The following is a 16,576-nucleotide window of genomic DNA, read 5'->3' as shown; positions in this document are numbered from 1 at the left end:
GTTAGTCCAAAAGGCCGTTTGGGAGTGGCACGTCCAAGAGATAGCCAAAGAGGATCCAGCTACCGGCGGTCGCAGCGAGCGAGCAGACGCTGGCAGCGATCCAGGAGCGTTGTTCGATTCCGCGCAGGATGAGGAGGAAGACCGCGGCGGTCGCCGCAAACGTGCCAATGATCAAAATCAGCAACGGATAGAGCGCGATCACGGCGCCATACCGCAGCAGGCGGCCAGCTTCTAACGTGTCGCCATCGGTCCCCTTCGCCGGAGTCGCGGCGACACCTATGCTGGTGGTGAGCAGCAAGGCTGCGGCCGTGAAAGGTAGGAACCCTGCCCCCGGGGCGCCGTGGCGCCAAAGACCGTAGCCGACGGAAACCAAAGCTGCCGTAGCGGCGATGAGGCTTAAGAGCGCTGCTGTAAGACGCGTTGTCATCACGTCTTCAGCCCCATCGCAGCAAGCTGGACGCCCACCGCCCGATAGCCGTCATGCACTGTTCGGGTAAAGGTTGCAGGATCTTGAAGGGTAGCCGTCCCGCGTATGGTGCGCAGGAATGTTTGGTAAACCTCGGTCTGCGACAGCTCGCGAATGCTGTTCTGCCACCATTCAATCACGCTATTGGGCAGTCCAGCGGGGCCGATAAGGCCGTAAGACGCCGGAATGCTGATGGGATAGCCTCGGCTCTTGAAAGTCGGAACATCAGGCAGGCCGGGGATCGAATCGGGGCCCGTCTCGATTAGAAGGCGCACGCTGCCAGAGTCGAGGTGCGGGCCATAGTCCGAGGAGACGACAGCATGAATATGTCCTCCAAGCAGGGCTGTAATGGCTTCCGCGCCACCTGAGAACGGAACGAATGTCGTCCTCACTCCCTCCCGAGCAAATGCCGCTTCGGTCGCAATGTGAGCTACGCCCCTCGGAGCCGCGGTCGCCCATCGCAAGCCGCTGGGATTGGCACGGGCGTATTCGAGCACATTATCCCAACCTTGGAGGCGACTATCGCTGCGCACGAAGAACGGAATCGCGATGGCGACATAGCTGCCGATGTAAGTGAAATCCTTCAGGGGGTCATAAGGGACTTTCTGGAGATGAGGCGCCACGATGATCGGGCTTGCCGAATACAAGGACAAAGTCGTGCCGTCGGGTTTGGCTCGGGCAAGTTGATCGGCCGCGAGCGTGCCTCCGGCCCCGGGCCGGAAATCGCGACCCACCGGTATCTTGTGGGTGAGCCGAACGTGATCGGCGATGACCCGTGTAGCTAGGTCCCCTGCCCCGCCGGCGGCGAAGCCGACGGTGATGGTGACCGTTCGCGGCGAGTAGCTGTCGGCGAGCGCCTCGAGCGGTGAGTAGCCGAGACCGCCAGCCGCAAATGCGGTGACAAGTAAGTCACGCCTATTCATCAAATCCTCCCGGTTTATTCTAATTGCGGCGAGGCATCGCCGATGCCGTTAAAGGTCTGCGACCTGTTCGAGGTAGCGGAGTGCCTCGGCCGGCCCGTCGAAGCCGTCGATGGCGGCCTGCCGCGACCGCGATATTTCGATGTCCTTGAGCCCGCTCGCTGTCGCGATGGCGACGACTGTGTCGGCTTCCGCGATCGTTCCGTTGCGGCGCAAGGCGCTTATGGCAGCGAGCGAGATGACAGAAGAAAGCTCCGCAAATATCCCTTCGCTCGAAGCCAGATCTTGCTGGAGTTCGAGAAGCCCCTCGTTCCCAATTGGTACTGCCAGGCCCCCGGATTCTCTCAAAGCCGCAAGCGCCTGATACGCGCTGCGAGAAGCGCCGAGGGAAATCGCGAGCGTCGCAAAGCTCGCACCAACATCGGATACTTGCTCCGAACCTTGCGCCAGCGCCGTCGCCAGCGAGCCATGGACTTCAGCCGCGATCAGGCGCGGCAGCCGAGTGATTATGCCGGATGCATGCAGCTGCCTGAACCCCTGCCATAATCCAGATAGCGCGTCTCCGTAACAAACGGGGACTGCGCACCAGTCGGGCACGCGACCATCAAGCTGCTCGACGAGCTCCCATGCCAACGTCTTGTAGCCTTCGATGCCAATGGGGTGGCTGCCGACGACTGGTGAGCGGAACGGCGAAGTGACAAACCACCGATCGCGATCCATGCCTTCGGCGAGGACCTGCCAGCGATCCGCCTTGTGGCGCATCGGCACGATGATGGCGCCATACTTTTGCGCCTGATCGATCATGGTGCCGGCGCTTTCGGCAAAGGTCACCACGATCGCGGTTAGCCCTGCGCGCGCTGCGTAGGCGGCGAGCGACGCTCCAGCATTCCCCGACGAACTGGTGGCGACAACGCGAGCCCCCAAACTTCGCGCTACCGAGACCGCTACGGTCGAAAAGCGATCCTTGTGCGACCAGGTTGGATTACGCGTCTCATCCTTAAGGTAAAGTTGCGCCAATCCAAGGCGTGCCCCTATGCCCGGTATCGGCACGAGCGGCGTCAGCCCCTCGCCAAGTGACACGGCCTCGGACGCATCAAGCGGCAGCATCGCTGCATAGCGCCAAAGCGAGGGCATGCTGCCTGCGCTGCGCTGATTTGCGTCGCATTGGGAAGCCGCCGGGTAAATAAGCCTCAAATTAGCCGGAGCGTCTGCCGCGCAGTTTGGACATCCGCGCGAGTCTATCGGAAGTTCGGCGTCGAACCGCGCGTTGCAGCGCAGGCAGGAAAACCCTTCAAAGCGGAGCATTAGCCGACCACGCTGATATCGCCGGAAGTGGTCATCAGGCTTTCGACACCGCCTGCCCGAACAACGACCATATCCTCGACCTGCAGGCCCCAGCGACCAAGATCGTAGTGGGGTGTCTCGATACATAGGACCATGCCCTCTTCAATAAGGTCGGAACTACCGGGCGAGAGGTCGGGAAGGTCGTAACCGTCAAGCCCGATGCCGTGGCCGACATGATTGCGGGCATAATCTGGAATGCCAGCTCGCCTCACCGTTTCGACAGTGATCTCGAAGACCGAGGAGGCTCGCATTCCAGGTCGGATGATCTCGCAGGCGTGCTCCACGCCAGCGAGCAGCGCCCGGTGGAAACGGCGAATCTCGCCATCCGGCTCGCCCACCGTGGCAATCCGGGCAATGTCGGCGCGATAGTGTCGATAACGGCCGCCGACGTCGAAGCGAAGCACGTCACCAGACGTCAGCGCGCGCTCGGAAGGTTGGACGTTCATCAGCGCGCTCCGAGGACCCGAGCCGATGCAACCGAGCACCGGAACTGCGTCTTCCAGGACGGTCTGGGCATGAAACGCGCGGGCGAGTTCAATCTCGCTAACCCCGGTTCGCGCGACCGAAAGCGCCGCAGCGATCGACCTCTCCGCAATACCCGCGGCTGTTTTCAAGCGCGCGATTTCTTCGTCGGTCTTGACCGCTCGTACTTGGCGCAGGAGCGACGCGGCCGGCACAAGCGTTGCCGAGGGCAAGCGCTCCTGCAGTCGGCCCCAATCTCCCGGCATCAACCCGACTTCGTCAACGCCGATCCGGGCCCGTGCCAACCCTGCCCGCTGCAGCGCTCCCGCAAGGGCCGACAACGCGTCGCCATCATCAGGAAGGGCGTGCAGGTCGCGATGGCGCAGACTTGTTGGATCGAGTTCCCGGGCGTTTGCGACGACTGCAAATGAGCCGAAGCGCCGGACCTCATCGATCCAGGGGCGCTGGTCGGCGACCAGGTCGAGCGTTGCTGTGCTCGTGATTATGACGGGCTCGCCCTGCCCCGGCACTGGCAAGATAACATAGGCCTGGGGCCCCCGCCGAATCCACTGGGTCATGGCCCAGAACCCGCTGGTATAAGTGACGTTCTCCGGCGTCGACGCCACTATTGCGGCGAGATTTTCCCGCTGCAGATGCGCCGTCAGGCGATCTTGGTTGAGCAACATCGGATGTCCTTCACTGATGTGAGGTAGCGTGACTTTCAAAGCCGAGCTGCTGGGAAATGCGTGTCGCCGCGGCGATCACGAGATCGGCGATAGAACCTGTTGTTGGCGCCGGCTCGAGTAGCCGCGGATAGGCCACGCTGATGCCGGCAATCACGGCGCCGGCCGCATCATGAATTGGCGCTGCAATCGAGCTGATACCCGGCAGATTTTCCTCGATGGAACTGGCGTGGCCTGCCACGCGCACCTTGCGGATCTGGGCGATCAGCCGATCGGGATTTGTCATTGTGTGGGACGTTACCGCCTCGAGTTGCCCTGCCCCTAGTAAGGCGCGCAACTCGGGATCGTCGACGGCGGCAAGCAAGATTTTGCCGAGGGCAGTGGTATGCAAGTGAAATGTGTCGCCCGGCGTCGCTCTTACGACCAGCGGGCCATCGCTTTGCACCGCCATTAAATACACGCCCCGGTTGTCACGCCGAATCCCAAGGAAGCCGTTGAGATGGTGCTCGCGGGCAAGTTGGCGCAACTCAGCGAGTGAGGCTTCCAGAAGCGGTTCCTGACGCGCGAGGTTGTGCGCCAGGGACAAAACCGCATGGCCGAGCTTGTAACGTTTTGTGACCTCATCCTGGGAGACATAGCCCCATTCCTCCAGCGTGTTCATCAAGCGCTGGATGATTGCTGCGCTAAGCTCACAGCGGCGCGCAACCTCCCGAATACCCATTTGTTCAGGCGATTGCGATAGCAATTTCAGTATGTTGAGGCCGCGCTCAAGAGATTGGCTTCCGGTCATAGCGTTCCTGTTTTCGGAACAGTGTTCCTATAATAGTTTGATGCAAGCGGAGTTGCGCTCAGCTGTCAACCAAAAATGTTCACTATAGTGTGTCGCCTCATAGTGAGCGTCGTGGCGAGCGTTCGCGATGGACGTTCGCGCGCTCGTCGGAATCAACGTGCAGCGGCTCCGACGCGGTCGGGGGCTCACTCAGCTTGAGCTGTCGTTGCAGTCGGGCTTCACGCGCGCCTATCTTAGTGGGCTCGAGGCCGGCAAGCGCAATCCAAGATTGCTCTCGCTCGAGCGGCTGGCGAGCGTGCTCGAGGTTCAGATCGAGGATCTGGTGCGTCGATCAAAATCAGGGTTTGGGAGCAGCGATGGAGGGTGACGCTTTGTGGTCTGACCCATCCACGATGGCTGTGCCCATCGGTGAGCGCGCTCAATTTAGAGCAAATCGTCGAGTGAAGGGTGGAGTATCGACTGTGCTCGAGCCGGTGGCAGATCTCGCGCGCGCCGTGGCGAATACGCATGACAAGTGCCACGAATTTGTCGCGGCGCTTCAAGCACCCTCGTGGAGAGGCACGAGAGTTCTCAATAAATTACCATAAATCCTAACAACGTTTAAGATGCACTATCGTGTACATAATCGAACGAAGCCCTGTTGCTGGCGCATTACGTCATCATTTATATTGTGAAATGCAAATTCCAGGTGAAACGATGCTGTCTGATGTCGCAATCGACTGGGACGTGCTGGAGGAAATCTCCGATATCGGTGACGCTGGTGGAGCAGCCGGTTACAAAGAACACGTGAACAAGCTGCTGCAGCGCTATGGCATAGATTGCTGGCTTGTGACCGCACTGCAGCCGGTAACCGCCGCTGACGCTTGGCAATCAGGTATCTTCATGAACGCCTGGCCGGAACCATGGTACCGTCGCTACCTCGCCGCCGGACATTATCGCCATGATCCCTGCGTCGCCCGCAGTCTGGAGAGTCGGCGTCCATTCGCGTGGCAGGACCTTTCGGTTGAGGTTCCGCTACACGGGTCTGCGGAAGCCGTTATGGCCGAAGCCCGCGCTTTCGGCCTGAAGCAAGGTGTCTGCGTACCATTGCATGCGCCAGCGGGGGGACTAGCCGTTGTAACTATGGCCGGTGAAGCGATCGATGATGCTCCGCGCACGGTCCAGATCCTGGAACTCATAGCGCTAAAGGCATTTTGGTCGTTATCGGGTCTGCGCCCCATACGCCGGCCGAGTAGCGAACAACCACCCCATCTCTCGACGCGGGAGCGAGAAGTCTTACAGTGGTTTGCCGCGGGCAAGACGGACTGGGAAATTGGCCAGATTCTCGGTATTGCACACGCGACGGTAACCGCGCATCGTCGCAATATGCGGGCGAAGCTCGGCACCACAAATATCGCTCACACGATTGCGGAAGCGGTTCGTCTCAATCTAATTCAACTCTGATCAGTAGCGAGGCGGCAGCACGGTGTCCCCTCCCCTCGAACCCGAGCGCCAAGATTGCGCATCCGATCTGGTGTCGATGGAATGGGCTATCTTTGGGCGCCCCCATTGAGCTCAGCTAGTGGGCAAGGCGTCAAAGCAGGGTCGATTTGATTTGGGTGCGTCAACTCTCTGCAGATCGCGATAAGCGTATGCCGGCGCCACCCCCGTTTTCGGGAATAAATTCGATGCCTGCCCGTTGAAATGCGTCATGGATGGCAACCAGATTACTGCGATGAGGAACTCGCAGCCCTCGTTCGAAATCCACGATCGTGGCGCGGGACACATTCGCTACCGCAGCGAGATCCGCTTGGCTCCAGCCGAGCATTCCTCGGGCGCCTCTGCACTGCTCAATCGAAATAAGGGTCATCAGTAAAGTCAGTCTTTTTGGTTGACTTCGAAAAAATTCTCAGCTTAAATGGCTGACATTGACCAAAGGTGACGTCCTAGGCTGAGCGGAAAGGAAGTCATTCCGCGCAATTTGACCACGCCCGTGCCTGCTTGGAGTTCGGATCATGGATGATTCCGACAATAGCACGTCTTTGCCTCGCGTCATCCGTCGGCACGTTCTCGCGGGCACGGCCTTGAGCGCGTTGGCATCGCGATTTCCTTGGCTGGCGCCGCCTGCCGAGGCGACTTTCATACACGCTGACCCGGTCTTGCTACTTCGGGATAAATGGCGGGCGGAAATGGTCCGGAAAGCTGCGCTTTGCCAAAAGCAACAGCGGCTCGAGAAGAGGTTGGTCCGAAATATCGGCTTTCCGCGGGCGACGATGCGGATGTTGGATACCGAAGAGGACGTCCTCGTCTTCTCCCCGGCCGCTATCGAAGGCATGGTCGAGGCCGATCCCCGGATGAAAGGCCAGCAGGCTAGCGCCAAGGCGGCACTCATCGCGCATCAGCGGCGATGGGAGGCCGCCGATAGCAAGATTGGTTATTCCGCTGCCAGGCGGGACGAGGCGGAGGTGGCCGATCGGCAGCAGCATCTCGTTGAGGCGTTGACAAGCACAGCCGCGACGTCGCTCGCCGGCGTCATTGGCAAACTCGATATGGTGATCGAGGAAGGCCAAGACTGCGATGAGGACACTGAGTTTCCCTGGCCGCAGATCCGCTCGGCCCTGTGTGATCTCATGCGGATCAGCCAGGCGTTTGGGCAGACTGTACGCATCCCTCCCCATGATTGAATCGTTACGTCCGCGGGGCCAGCGGCGAGCGAGCGTCGATTGGGCTGACGATCAAGGCGCCTTGGGTTGCCGAGGCGAGGCTCGGCGCAGGTAAACTTGCTGGCTAAGGTCGGGTGGTGGTGGCGACCGCGATCCCGCACCGGCCGGCATCACCCTCAAGCTTAGCGGCTGATATCTGGTCGACGCTGTGTCGCATATCGTAATCGGCGATTGCATCGACCAACGCTTCGAACTCCTGCCCTTCTGGAGTGTCGGTTGGGCAGGCCATGAGCTGCATTGCTTTTGCGACGGCCGCGCGTCTCTCTCGGAGATCGTTGACGGTGGTTGCGGTCATGAATGGGCCCCGCGTCATTCGGACGGGGCTCAGCAAATAGAACTCTCCGTTCTATGCAAGGACGATAAGGGGTTAGGGCGCGCTCTCTCTTTGGCTTTCCCGAATCAGCAGTGCTGCCTTACGCCTCTTCGAGGTTTACCGCGGGTGTCGCGGGCGACTCTTCTCCAGGCTGAGCTTCGGGTTCTCCCGCGTTAGCGTTGAGTTAACTTTAAATCGCTGGACCCGCCCTTAGAATCATGGCGTAGCTTGTCGGGCAAAGGTCGCCAGATCGGCCTTCGGCCGACAATGAGGATACGCCGCGCCAATGCCGGACGCTCTAGCGCAAAAAGCCATGTACTCTTCTAACCCCGCTGAGCGCGTATGGCGGCACGCCCGGGTGCTCTCGCAGCAGCTGAATGCACTGCGCGAGCGCATGTATCCGCCCCATGCGCAAAAGAGCCTTCGACACTTTTTGACGAACGAAGTGTCCAAACTAACGTCGATTCCCGATTCGACTCTCAAGCTGATGTCGAACGAGGGCAAAGGCCCCCTCCCCGCTCGCTTGGAAAACAATCACCGGGCTTACACGCTTGCGCAGATCAATGAGCTCCGCCAGTTGTTCGCGGCGCAAAAACCCGCGGAGGCCTTACGCTTTCTGCCACATCGTCGGCAGGGCGAGCATCTCCAGGTCCTCGCGATCGCTAATTTCAAGGGCGGTTCGGCCAAGACCACCACAAGCCTGCATCTTGCTCACTATCTGGCACTGCAGGGCTATCGCGTGCTTGCGATCGACCTCGACCCGCAAGCGTCGCTGTCGGCGATGTTCGGCGCCCAGCCGGAGATGGATGTCGCGGCCAACGAAACCGTGTGGGCAGCGTTACGTTATGACGCGGAACGCCGCCCGCTCAGCGAGGTGATCCGGCATACCTATTTCCCTGGCGTCGACCTCATCCCTGGCAACCTCGAAGTCATGGAGTTCGAGTACGAGACGCCGCGCATCCTGGCTCAGGCCAGAAAGACCGACACGCTGTTCTTCGAGCGGTTGGGTCTTGCCATCAAGGAAGTCGAATCCGCCTACGACGTCGTCGTCCTCGATACGCCTCCGTCACTCGGATACCTCACGCTTGGCGCAATTTACGCCTCGACCGGCATGGTGGTCACGATTCATCCCGCAATGCTCGACGTCGCATCGATGGGGCAGTTCCTGCTGATGATGGGCGATCTGGTCAATGTGATCTCGCAAGAGCGCGCCACGATGCGACAGGATTTCTTCCGCTATTTGATCACGCGCCATAATCCGTATGACAAGCCGCAGACCGAGATCGTGTCGATGCTCCGGATGCTGTTTCCCGACGACGTCTTGATGCCAGCCGCGGTGGAAAGCACGGCTGTGGAAGCGGCGGGTCTTGCCAAGCGCAGCATCTACGAGCTTGAGCCAGGCGAGATCGGCCGTGACGCATTCAAGCGCGCTCGCGAATCGTTTGATGCAGTGAACGAGGGAATTCTCGAGCTGATCAACGAGAGCTGGGGACGGCGATGACGAAGAAAGCCCCTCGCCGCTCGATCGTCGCTAGCTTCGGTGCCCTCTCGCAGACAGTCTCGGAAGCCGAGCTGGAACGTACTGCGCCGGACGAAGCAGAGCCGCAATTCGCTTCACCGCCGCCACGTGTTCCTGCCGGCGTGATTGGCGCAACGCAACGAACTCTTTCGGACATTCGCGAGGAGCGTGATCGCCTGCAAGCGATCGTCGACGCAGGTGCCCCCGGCATCGCCGATATCGACGCCAGGCTGATCGACCCATCGCCATTTCCCGACCGCTTGCCTGACGATGACCCTTCGACTTTCGAGGCCTTCAAGAAGTCTATCGCTGAGGATGGGCAGCGCGTCCCCGTGCAATTGCGCCCTCACCCTGACCAGGATGGTCGATACCAGGTCATTTACGGTCATCGCCGTGTTCGGGTCGCCCAAGAACTCGGCGTCCCGGTCAAGGCCTTTATCCGGCCGCTATCCGATAGCGACCTCGTGGTCTCGCAGGGCCTCGAGAATGCAAGCCGCCAGGACCTCAGCTGGATCGAGCGAGCAGTCTTTGCCAGGCAAATGGAAAGCGCCGGCGTTCGTGCGCGCGATATCAGAGGCGCCTTGTCGCTCGATGATCCCGAGCTGGCGAAGATGCGATCCGTCTGGCGCTCAGTACCGCGCGAGATGATCACGGCGATCGGGCGCGCACCTAAGATTGGGCGCCCGCGCTGGCTGGAGTTGGCCGCCGCGTTAGAGCGGTCAGAGGGCAACGTGCCGCGCGCTTTGGAAACCTTGTCAGCTGACAAGGTTCGGACCCAGCCGTCCGACCTGCGGTTTCAGATCGTTCTGGCCGCGCTATCCGAAGCCCCGAAAGCGAGCCAGAAGACCAGCCTTGATTTGCAGGCTGAAGGACGGCGCCGCCTCGGGAAGGCGAGCTTTGACGGACGCGAGATACGTCTGGTGGTCGAGGCGGAATCGGCGGCGGCGTTCGCGTCCTTTTTCAGGAAGGAGCTGCCCGCTTTGATGGAACGATTCGAGGCCTCGCAAGACGACGGCTGAGAACCTTGTCAGCTGACAAGGTTGGGAGAATGAGAAGGAGGACTGGGAGCGAATGACTGATCGCCGGTAGATCTCAGCGCAGAGCCGAGAAAAGCCAGCAAGCAACCCAAATCTGCAAAAGAAAAAGGCCCCCGAAACGGTGTTCCGGAAGCCCTTCTCGTAGTCTCGACAACACGAGAATCGCACTTCCCCGAATCGCCGTCAAGAGTCTCGTGCGAGACGAAGCGCCATTTCGGCGAGCGGATTTCTTTTGCCCAATGACAGGTGAAAGATCGTGGTATCCCACATTTCGACGACGCCTTTTGGGCGGCGGGTGCTGTCGCTTGCGCATGTTGCAAGCCAGGCAAATGCCAAGGACAGGTCTCCAGAGAAGGCCGTCCACAAATGGAATATCTTCCGTGCGGTCTGCACGGCCAAGAATCGTCTCGGCGTGACCGAGCGCGCGCTGGCGGTCCTGGACGCACTGCTCACGTTCCATCCAGAGACGGTGCTGATGGGCGAGGGGCTGGTGGTGTTCCCCTCCAACCAACAGCTCTGCTTGCGCGCTCACGGCATGCCGCCGGCGACGCTTAGGCGTCATCTGGCCGTTCTAGTCGACTGCGGTTTGATCATCAGGCGCGATAGCCCGAACGGAAAGCGCTACGCCCGCAAGGATCGAGCTGGCGAAATCGAGCTCGCATTCGGCTTTGACCTGGCGCCTTTGGTCGTCCGCGCCGAGGAGTTCGAGGCGCTGGCGGAAGAGGTCTTGGCCGAGGATAGGGCCCTCAGGCTAGTCCGTGAGCAGATCACGATCTGCCGCCGAGACATCTGCAAGATGATCGCGACGGGCATGGAGGAGGGGGTGTCAACTCACTCTGAAGGCCAGGGCCCAGCCGACTGGACCGAACTGCACGAGCTCTATCGCAACATTGTCGGCCGGATTCCGCGTTCCGCCCCGCGAACGGTTCTCGAGGGGATTGCAACGGAGCTGTCACTGCTCGCCGATGAAATCCTCAGCCTTCTGGAAAATCATATTAAATCCCAGAATCCGAGCGGCAATGAGTCTCATTCTGAGCGCCACATACAGAATTCAAAACCAGACTCCCTCATTGATCTTGATCCTCGCTCTCCAGAGAGCCGGGGGGCGATTGTTGAGTTCGAACCTCAACCGGGGCGAATGCCAGACAGGGCGTACCCGTTGGGAATGGTTTTGGATGCCTGCCCCGATATCATCGATTACAGCCGGGGCGGCATCAGCAATTGGCGTGACTTCCAGGCAGCAGTAGCAGTCGTGCGGCCGATGCTTGGGATTAGCCCCAGCGCTTGGTTGGATGCGCAAAGCACCCTGGGTGAAACTGAGGCTGCGGTTGTGGTGGCGGCCATTCTGCAGCGCGCAGAGGCCATCACCAGCGCAGGAGGATATCTGCGCGGGCTGACACGAAGGGCCGAAGCAGGCGAATTCTCGCTCGGACCGATGTTGATGGCGCTGATCGGCAGCCGCAAGCGCGAGAAGCAACGTGCCTAGCCACGGCGAACCCGCAAACAGAACGTTTCATCGACGATGTGAATCGGTGGCGGCGGATCGATTCAGCCTTTGCGTTGGACGGGGGCTTGGACCAGGCGCGAGATGTGCGCATGGACAGCGTCATCGAGACGAACTCACCCCGCCTGCAGATGCTGGTGTTGGATCGCAGCGATCCGCGGCAGAACATGGCCTGTTTCTATGTGCTGGCCGTGGAACCAACGCTGTTCGGCGACGCGGCTCTGGTGCGCGAATGGGGACGACGGGGCAGCCTTGGCCGGCGCCGTCTTGATCTCTACGGAGATCTCGATGAAGCCGCTGAGGCGCTCGAGGTTTGGCTACTCAGAAAGACGAAGCGTGGCTATCGGATCGTGCTGCAGGCGGGGAGGGGCTGGGAGGATCTTGATCGAGCTCGACAGATCTAGGATTCCTCGGCCGCAGACGCAGGAAATGCGATTTGCCGCAACGGCAGCCGTGCTTCTTGATCGTGGTGATGGAGCAGCGATAGTAGCCTTTATGCCGTACCGCCTCCCACGCGTTGCCCGAAACGTGCTCTTGCACGGTCGCTATGCTCATTTGGGTGGGCGTAGCCTGGAACAGCGCGGTCAGAAGCTCAGCGAAATTGCCGCGGCCTATTCTCTGGGCGAATTGCTGAAGGAACCGGGTATTGGCCTGACCCGTGCACGCGAGATTGAGGCTTGGCTGAACCTGCAAGGCCTGGGGCTACGCACATCGGACCCGTCTGCAATGGCGGCATCCGCACCAGCGAACGTTGGGAGCTGAAAGAGGTCCCCGTCTCACTCTGGATGCGCTCATTTCGATCATCAGAGCAGGCTGACTCGCTTCAGCGAGAGGGATCAGGAGCCAATAATAAGGCGATAGTCCGGCTGCGGATTGTAACTAGGCTGAGGATGCCATATATTGCGTACAGATAATGTGGCAGTTGATATGGCGATAACGATGGCTCAAGCCATGAAGGCTTCATCTCAAAGCGAGTCGTTGGTCCTGTCCTATATGGATCGGGCTGGCAGGATCGCGATCGGTCAGCTCGCGGACGGCTTTGGGATGTCCAAGTCCCAGCTCGCGGAGACGGCTGGTCTTGCGCGGGAGACCCTCTACCGGGTCGAGCGCAGCAGTGCGCCAAAGGCCCAGGGGCGGCTTCGTGAAATGCTAGAGATCATCAGCCGCGTCACCGAATGGGCTGGTGGCAAGGAACAGGCTATGGCTTGGTATCGGGCTCAGCCATTGCCGGCATTCGGCGGGCGAACGGCCGAGGCCCTCGTCAAGGACGGCAAGGCTGCGGCCGTCCGGGACTATCTCGACCATATGGCTGTCGGCGGATTTGCGTGAGGTTCCTGGGGACCTGCTATCGAGCGCATGATCCGCGGTGGGGCTTCAAGCCGACGTTCGGGGACGGCGCGGCGATCAGGGGCGCTCGCTTCAACCCCAAAGGGGTTCCTGCGCTCTATCTCGGCTTGAGCCTCATGACGGCGATCAAGGAGGCCAATCAGGGCTTCGCGCATCGGATCGACCCATGCGTCCTATGCTCCTACGAGGTCGATTGCGAGGATATCGCCGATCTGACGACCGCGGAGGGTCGGCGGGAGCACGCGGTCGAATTCGATGAGATGGCTTGCGCCTGGGCCGACACCCTCGCCCATGGTCGTCGACCCTCGTCATGGTCGATCTATGATCGACTGTGTTCGCAGGGCATTGCCGGCATCTGCGTGCCCAGTTTTGCGCCAGGCGCGGAAGCGGATGATCTTAATCTGGTGCTGTGGAAATGGGGACCGGAGCTGCCGCACAACGTGACCGTCGTTGATCCAAGTGGTCGACTTCCGAAAGATCAGCTGTTCTGGCGTTGACCTGGGGACAGGGGAGGGGCTTACAACCCCGCAGCCTTGGTCAGGTTCACGCGGAAACGATCACGCCGTCGCTGATAGCGGCGAGTCATCTCGGCCGAGGCGTGGCCGAGCTGTTTTTGGACGTAGCGCTCTTCGACCTCGGCCGAGGAGGCCAGGCCGGCGCGCAGCGAATGCCCGGCAAACTTCGCCTCCCGCTCGCCTTCCGATAGATCGCCGCGGACGCCGGCGGCAAGGGCAGTGCGCTTGACCAGACGGGCGACCTGCTGGTCGGTCAGCCGGTCCGGCCCGACTCCCTTGCCTTGCCCCGTCACCCGCCGGAACACTGGCCCATGGGCGATCCTGGCGAGCGTGAGCCAGGTCTGCAGCGCGACGACAGGGCAGGTCGCATCCGACGAGCCGCGGCCGATCTCGACCTGGCGCCAGCCATTCTTGCTACGCAAGGTGACGAGCATGCCCTTTTCGAGGATCTCGACCCAGCCGCGCCCATCCTCGCTTTGATCCCGACCGACGTCGAGCGCCACGATCTCGGAACGCCGCAGACCGCCTGCGAAGCCGATAAGCAGCATGGCGCGGTCCCGCAAACCACGGAGCGTGCCGCGATCCAACGTCTCGAGCATGGCGATGACGTCTTCCGGCAGCACCGCTTCCTTCTGCACCGGTGGCCGACCATGGGTATTGCGGATGCCCGCCAGCACCGTGGCGATGTGCCGATCCTTGCGGTCGAGCGGCTGGCCACACTGGACATAGTTCCATGTCAGCGCTGACAGGCGACGCTCGATCGTTGCGACAGAGGAGGGTTTGCGGTTCGCGGTCGCGGCGCCGGAGGCCTGGGCGGTGATGTAGAGGCCGACGACCTCCGGATCCGGAGGAAGGGGAGGGAGGTTCTGGCGCCGACACCAAGCGGCAAAATGCTTCCAGTCGTTGGTATAGGCGCGCCGCGTATTGGCGGAGCTCGCTGCTTCGGCATAGTCGCGGGCGCGGTCGGCGAGGCCTTCGAGATGAGCTGGCAGGGCAGAGGAGCTTTGCGCTCCAGCCTCGATGACGCTGGACGGCAGAAGCGGGGAGTCCTGCTCGTCCTGACCGGCGTGTGGGCTCGGCTGCGACGTCATCGCTCAGGCTACCTGGATGTCGGTCTGGGCGAAATCCTCGCCCTTGAACAGCAGGGGCTCGCCCGTCAAAGCGGCGAGGGCATAGGAAAAGCAGTCGCCGTAGTTCAGGCTGGCCGGGTGGCGGCCCTTGCCGTAGCGGCGCCAGGCACGCCGAGCCTGATCGGCGTGCTCGGCGGTCACCGCGACGATCTCGACCTCGGCCTTGTGCAGCCACAGATCGAGCTCTGCGCCGCCGGCCTCGCCGAAGCGCCCCTCGATAACCATCGCGGCCTCAAGGAGCGTCGCTGCCGACATGAGCCGGACGGGATCATCGGCGATGCGCTCGCGATAGCGCGGGGCATCCGGCTCATTGAAGAAGATCGCGACGATCGCGGACGTGTCGATCACCATTAGTTCGGAACGCCGTTCTCGTCGTAGCCGATGATGTCATCGGGGCTGCGGGGGTCGAGCACCGGCAGCGCATCCAAACGCCGTTGCATGGCCTCCATGTCCTCGAGGAGCGCTGCCTTGCGGCCTTGCGACGCCATTCGCTTCAGGCGCTCCTCGATCGCCCGGCGTGTCGCGACGGTGATGGTCTCGCCCGTGCGCTCGGCGAGGGCGCGCGCCAGCTTCTCGGTCTTCGGGTCTTTGATGCTTAGCGCCATTTTTGGAATCCAGGTTCCTTTTCGTCTATATTCTACCTGAACAATCCATTGCGGGCAATTTCGACGACACCTGCGGCCTCCGAATTCTCGGCCGATTTGGCGGCCCGGAGCCTGACCGAAGCCCGCCGGCGGGCTTTTGGAGCGCCAAATCGCGCGTCTCACTATAATGAGCATAACGAGCGATAATGCAACATTATCGTTCGTTATTAACGGACGACAGGCCCGGCGCTTTGTTGCGATTATGATGGCCTTAAGCGCCGCTGCGCGCTAGTGTAAGCGCATGCTTCGCCGCGCTGCGCCCTTGGCTTCATCGCCCTCAGCCATCCGTCCTGTGCCCGGCTGGGCGCGTCCAAAAGTGCAGTCTTCTCAGGGATTTGACGCAGCCTTTCGGGCCGGCGCCAATCTCGCCGCGCTCGATCCGATCGCCCGCGATATGCCGCTGTGGGCGGGCGTCTGGCGCCAGCGCCTGGCACTGCAGGCGGCAGCCGCCAGCCTGCGCCTGCTTGGTCGCCGCGAGGACCAAAGCCAATTGCGCGATGTCGAGCTGCTGCGCCGGCCCGGCGACGATCCCGGCCCGGCCGGGCGCGCCCTGCTGGCCTGGCGCCAGCTCGTCGCGCGCTCGCCGGATGTTTCGCCAGATGCGATCGCCCGCGCCGCGGCCGGCTTCGGCCTGGTTGTGGGCGCGGCCGAGCTCGCGGCATTGGCCGATCTGGCCGTCGCAGCCGCCCGATCGGACCGGACGGCCATCACGGTTGTTGCCGCGCTGGCCGAGCGCGTCGTCAGGGTTTTGCCTGAGGCCGAGCTTTTGGCGCTCTGGCTGGCCGACGCCGTGCTCGCCCACAAGCTCAAATGGCCAGTGCCAGTGCCGCTGTTGGCCACCGCCATCTTGGAGTCAGGTGCCCGGATCGGGCAGGCGGGCAAGCGTCCGCGACCGGGCGGGGCGGGCTGGCAGCCGGCGGTTGCCCTGGCTTATGCGCAGGCCGCGGCCCGCGCGGTCGATCTGGCCGGCGAACTGGCGCGCCGGGCTGATGTCCTCGCGGCCGCGGCGCCAAAGCTGCGGGCGAAGGGGGCGAGCGCGGTGATTGACGCCCTCCTGGCCGAGGATGCCCTGATGAGCTCGGCCAGAATAGGTGGCATCTCGGAGCGCGGCTTGCGCCGCCTGTTCGACCGTCTGGTCGCGCTTGGCGCGCTGCGCGAATTGTCGGGCCGCCCGACGTTTCGCCTCTACGGGCTCTGAGC

At 61.8% G+C, this 16,576-nt stretch carries 21 protein-coding genes; 11 read left to right on the top strand and 10 right to left on the bottom strand.

Translation table 11 applies throughout. The features are described 5' to 3' along the window. Position 1: 1 nt before the first annotated feature. From QO058_RS30585 to QO058_RS30565, 5 genes are all read right to left on the bottom strand, one after another. Positions 2-427 carry a tripartite tricarboxylate transporter TctB family protein gene (locus QO058_RS30585; protein WP_284173209.1) on the bottom strand — a complete coding sequence of 142 codons (426 nt, stop codon included), beginning with the start codon at positions 425-427 and terminating at the stop codon, positions 2-4. Then, a complete protein-coding gene (locus tag QO058_RS30580) occupies positions 427-1,389 on the bottom strand; it encodes a Bug family tripartite tricarboxylate transporter substrate binding protein (protein ID WP_284173208.1) in 963 nt (320 codons plus the stop codon). Before QO058_RS30580 ends, QO058_RS30585 begins: the two co-directional genes overlap by 1 nt. A 48-nt stretch (positions 1,390-1,437) precedes the next feature. Continuing rightward, on the bottom strand, positions 1,438-2,520 hold the full coding sequence (locus QO058_RS30575; protein ID WP_284173207.1) for a threonine synthase: 1,083 nt from the start codon (positions 2,518-2,520) through the stop codon (positions 1,438-1,440). A gap of 170 nt (positions 2,521-2,690) precedes the next feature. After that, positions 2,691-3,878 (bottom strand): M24 family metallopeptidase, encoded by a 1,188-nt coding sequence (locus QO058_RS30570; protein ID WP_284173206.1) that lies wholly within the window; start codon positions 3,876-3,878, stop codon positions 2,691-2,693. A 10-nt stretch (positions 3,879-3,888) separates the two neighbouring features. Next, positions 3,889-4,665: an IclR family transcriptional regulator gene (locus QO058_RS30565; RefSeq protein WP_284173205.1), complete on the bottom strand. Its 777-nt coding sequence runs from the start codon at positions 4,663-4,665 to the stop codon at positions 3,889-3,891. A 127-nt stretch (positions 4,666-4,792) separates the two neighbouring features. Between QO058_RS30565 and QO058_RS30560 the strand changes: the two genes are divergently transcribed. Then, complete coding sequence (locus tag QO058_RS30560; RefSeq protein ID WP_284173203.1) at positions 4,793-5,032, top strand: helix-turn-helix domain-containing protein; 240 nt, start codon at positions 4,793-4,795, stop codon at positions 5,030-5,032. A gap of 248 nt (positions 5,033-5,280) precedes the next feature. Further along, positions 5,281-6,108: a LuxR family transcriptional regulator gene (locus tag QO058_RS30555; RefSeq protein ID WP_284173202.1), complete on the top strand. Its 828-nt coding sequence runs from the start codon at positions 5,281-5,283 to the stop codon at positions 6,106-6,108. A gap of 160 nt (positions 6,109-6,268) precedes the next feature. Here the strand turns inward: QO058_RS30555 and QO058_RS30550 are convergent, their stop codons facing one another. Further along, entirely contained in the window at positions 6,269-6,514 is a 246-nt protein-coding gene (locus tag QO058_RS30550) for a helix-turn-helix domain-containing protein (protein ID WP_432212096.1), read from the bottom strand. Between the two features lie 145 nt (positions 6,515-6,659). On the opposite strand from QO058_RS30550, the gene QO058_RS30545 reads away from it, so the two are divergent. Then, positions 6,660-7,328: a hypothetical protein gene (locus QO058_RS30545; protein WP_284173200.1), complete on the top strand. Its 669-nt coding sequence runs from the start codon at positions 6,660-6,662 to the stop codon at positions 7,326-7,328. Between the two features lie 103 nt (positions 7,329-7,431). On the opposite strand, the gene QO058_RS30540 is transcribed toward QO058_RS30545, so the two are convergent. Continuing rightward, positions 7,432-7,662: a hypothetical protein gene (locus QO058_RS30540; protein ID WP_284173199.1), complete on the bottom strand. Its 231-nt coding sequence runs from the start codon at positions 7,660-7,662 to the stop codon at positions 7,432-7,434. 304 nt (positions 7,663-7,966) lie between these two features. Here QO058_RS30540 and repA point away from each other — a divergent pair, with 304 nt between their 5' ends. The 7 genes from repA to QO058_RS30505 all read left to right on the top strand — a co-directional run bounded on the left by repA (position 7,967) and on the right by QO058_RS30505 (position 13,584). Further along, positions 7,967-9,181, top strand: coding sequence for a plasmid partitioning protein RepA (repA, locus tag QO058_RS30535; RefSeq protein WP_284173198.1), 1,215 nt, complete (start codon positions 7,967-7,969; stop codon positions 9,179-9,181). Beyond that, the gene (gene repB / locus QO058_RS30530) at positions 9,178-10,218 is read left to right on the top strand and encodes a plasmid partitioning protein RepB (RefSeq protein WP_284173197.1); all 1,041 of its coding nucleotides are present in this window, start codon (positions 9,178-9,180) and stop codon (positions 10,216-10,218) included. Before repA ends, repB begins: the two co-directional genes overlap by 4 nt. Positions 10,219-10,492: 274 nt before the next feature. Beyond that, positions 10,493-11,722 carry a plasmid replication protein RepC gene (gene repC / locus QO058_RS30525; RefSeq protein ID WP_284173195.1) on the top strand — a complete coding sequence of 410 codons (1,230 nt, stop codon included), beginning with the start codon at positions 10,493-10,495 and terminating at the stop codon, positions 11,720-11,722. A gap of 110 nt (positions 11,723-11,832) precedes the next feature. Beyond that, positions 11,833-12,144 carry a WGR domain-containing protein gene (locus QO058_RS30520; protein WP_284173193.1) on the top strand — a complete coding sequence of 104 codons (312 nt, stop codon included), beginning with the start codon at positions 11,833-11,835 and terminating at the stop codon, positions 12,142-12,144. Continuing rightward, the gene (locus tag QO058_RS30515) at positions 12,122-12,502 is read left to right on the top strand and encodes a hypothetical protein (RefSeq protein WP_284173192.1); all 381 of its coding nucleotides are present in this window, start codon (positions 12,122-12,124) and stop codon (positions 12,500-12,502) included. The genes QO058_RS30520 and QO058_RS30515 overlap by 23 nt, the downstream gene beginning before the upstream one ends. 177 nt (positions 12,503-12,679) lie before the next feature. Further along, positions 12,680-13,069, top strand: coding sequence for an MbcA/ParS/Xre antitoxin family protein (locus tag QO058_RS30510; protein WP_284173191.1), 390 nt, complete (start codon positions 12,680-12,682; stop codon positions 13,067-13,069). Further along, positions 13,066-13,584: an RES family NAD+ phosphorylase gene (locus QO058_RS30505; RefSeq protein WP_284173190.1), complete on the top strand. Its 519-nt coding sequence runs from the start codon at positions 13,066-13,068 to the stop codon at positions 13,582-13,584. Before QO058_RS30510 ends, QO058_RS30505 begins: the two co-directional genes overlap by 4 nt. A gap of 20 nt (positions 13,585-13,604) precedes the next feature. Here the strand turns inward: QO058_RS30505 and QO058_RS30500 are convergent, their stop codons facing one another. From QO058_RS30500 to QO058_RS30490, 3 genes are read right to left on the bottom strand one after another with little or no spacing between them, the layout of a single operon-like run. Then, on the bottom strand, positions 13,605-14,693 hold the full coding sequence (locus tag QO058_RS30500; protein ID WP_284173188.1) for a site-specific integrase: 1,089 nt from the start codon (positions 14,691-14,693) through the stop codon (positions 13,605-13,607). Positions 14,694-14,696: 3 nt separating this feature from the next. Beyond that, a complete protein-coding gene (locus tag QO058_RS30495; RefSeq protein ID WP_284173187.1) occupies positions 14,697-15,083 on the bottom strand; it encodes a type II toxin-antitoxin system VapC family toxin in 387 nt (128 codons plus the stop codon). Next, a complete protein-coding gene (locus tag QO058_RS30490) occupies positions 15,083-15,337 on the bottom strand; it encodes a type II toxin-antitoxin system VapB family antitoxin (RefSeq protein WP_284173185.1) in 255 nt (84 codons plus the stop codon). Before QO058_RS30490 ends, QO058_RS30495 begins: the two co-directional genes overlap by 1 nt. Before the next feature lie 331 nt (positions 15,338-15,668). Between QO058_RS30490 and QO058_RS30485 the strand changes: the two genes are divergently transcribed. Beyond that, positions 15,669-16,574: a DUF1403 family protein gene (locus QO058_RS30485; protein WP_284173184.1), complete on the top strand. Its 906-nt coding sequence runs from the start codon at positions 15,669-15,671 to the stop codon at positions 16,572-16,574. Positions 16,575-16,576: the final 2 nt, after the last annotated feature.

This window comes from Bosea vestrisii (assembly GCF_030144325.1).
GTDB classification, from domain to species: domain Bacteria; phylum Pseudomonadota; class Alphaproteobacteria; order Rhizobiales; family Beijerinckiaceae; genus Allobosea; species Allobosea vestrisii_A.
Note: the sequence above shows the minus strand (reverse complement) of the source record. Positions and strands in the feature narration are given on the sequence as shown.

Excerpts from the sequence above, each read along its gene's own strand:
- QO058_RS30550 (WP_432212096.1), bottom strand. The coding sequence starts at position 6,514 with ATGACCCTTATTTCGATTGAGCAGTGCAGAGGCGCCCGAGGAATGCTC.
- repA (WP_284173198.1), top strand. The coding sequence starts at position 7,967 with ATGCCGGACGCTCTAGCGCAAAAAGCCATGTACTCTTCTAACCCCGCT.
- repB (WP_284173197.1), top strand. The coding sequence starts at position 9,178 with ATGACGAAGAAAGCCCCTCGCCGCTCGATCGTCGCTAGCTTCGGTGCC.
- QO058_RS30570 (WP_284173206.1), bottom strand. The coding sequence starts at position 3,878 with ATGTTGCTCAACCAAGATCGCCTGACGGCGCATCTGCAGCGGGAAAAT.
- QO058_RS30580 (WP_284173208.1), bottom strand. The coding sequence starts at position 1,389 with ATGAATAGGCGTGACTTACTTGTCACCGCATTTGCGGCTGGCGGTCTC.
- QO058_RS30565 (WP_284173205.1), bottom strand. The coding sequence starts at position 4,665 with ATGACCGGAAGCCAATCTCTTGAGCGCGGCCTCAACATACTGAAATTG.
- QO058_RS30520 (WP_284173193.1), top strand. The coding sequence starts at position 11,833 with ATGGACAGCGTCATCGAGACGAACTCACCCCGCCTGCAGATGCTGGTG.
- QO058_RS30575 (WP_284173207.1), bottom strand. The coding sequence starts at position 2,520 with ATGCCCTCGCTTTGGCGCTATGCAGCGATGCTGCCGCTTGATGCGTCC.
- QO058_RS30490 (WP_284173185.1), bottom strand. The coding sequence starts at position 15,337 with ATGGCGCTAAGCATCAAAGACCCGAAGACCGAGAAGCTGGCGCGCGCC.
- QO058_RS30545 (WP_284173200.1), top strand. The coding sequence starts at position 6,660 with ATGGATGATTCCGACAATAGCACGTCTTTGCCTCGCGTCATCCGTCGG.
- QO058_RS30540 (WP_284173199.1), bottom strand. The coding sequence starts at position 7,662 with ATGACCGCAACCACCGTCAACGATCTCCGAGAGAGACGCGCGGCCGTC.
- QO058_RS30510 (WP_284173191.1), top strand. The coding sequence starts at position 12,680 with ATGGCTCAAGCCATGAAGGCTTCATCTCAAAGCGAGTCGTTGGTCCTG.
- QO058_RS30495 (WP_284173187.1), bottom strand. The coding sequence starts at position 15,083 with ATGGTGATCGACACGTCCGCGATCGTCGCGATCTTCTTCAATGAGCCG.
- QO058_RS30585 (WP_284173209.1), bottom strand. The coding sequence starts at position 427 with ATGACAACGCGTCTTACAGCAGCGCTCTTAAGCCTCATCGCCGCTACG.
- QO058_RS30560 (WP_284173203.1), top strand. The coding sequence starts at position 4,793 with ATGGACGTTCGCGCGCTCGTCGGAATCAACGTGCAGCGGCTCCGACGC.
- QO058_RS30500 (WP_284173188.1), bottom strand. The coding sequence starts at position 14,693 with ATGACGTCGCAGCCGAGCCCACACGCCGGTCAGGACGAGCAGGACTCC.